The organism is Thermodesulfovibrionales bacterium (genome assembly GCA_026417875.1).
GTDB lineage: Bacteria > Nitrospirota > Thermodesulfovibrionia > Thermodesulfovibrionales > CALJEL01 > CALJEL01.
Map to the genome: position 1 here is coordinate 1 of JAOACK010000110.1, position 565 is coordinate 565.

Sequence of the window (565 nt, forward strand, 5' to 3'; positions counted from 1 at the left end):
CCGTTAAGGTATTGGTAGTGTAGCCATCTTTTGAATATATTAAGACATACTTTGATCGGGGATTTACAATTTTTAAAAGCTCCTTTACCTGAACCCCTTCCCAATGAATTTCCCTAACACTCCAATGGGTTACACAATGAAAATCTGTAATCAGTTCCACCTGTGGAAAGGTTAGTAGTAGTTCCTGATAGGTTATCTTAAGAGGCTTTTCTACTTCACCATAAAATTCGAGGGCATAGTCATTGGAAGAAAAATTGGTATCTTCTGTTATGTCATAGGGAATTGGATTTTCAATCCATCTTTGGCCGGGAGGGAGCCTGTCTTCTCTAAGATTAATAGGACTTATGATAATTTTTTTACTTTCCATGGACTAATCTCATCAATTCTCTCAAGAAATAGGGAAGATCTGAAGGCATTCTCGAAGTTACTAAGTTTCCATCAACAACTACTTCTTTGTCTTCATAATGAGCGCCTGAATCTATCATCTCTTTTCCTACGGACTTGTAGCATGTTGCATGTCTTCCCTTTAAAAGTCCAGCAGAGATAAGAGCTGTCTCTTATACAC

The 565-nt window shown here is 37.7% G+C and carries 2 protein-coding genes; both read right to left on the minus strand.

Annotated features, from left to right (window positions below; all coding sequences use genetic code 11):
• The coding region (locus N2257_10675; GenBank protein MCX7794848.1) for a molybdopterin-dependent oxidoreductase at nt 1–367 on the minus strand (367 nt) is incomplete at its 3' end.
• The gene (locus N2257_10680; GenBank protein ID MCX7794849.1) at nt 357–545 is read right to left on the minus strand and encodes a DJ-1/PfpI family protein; all 189 of its coding nucleotides are present in this window, start codon (nt 543–545) and stop codon (nt 357–359) included. The genes N2257_10675 and N2257_10680, both read right to left, overlap by 11 nt.
• Nucleotides 546–565: the final 20 nt, after the last annotated feature.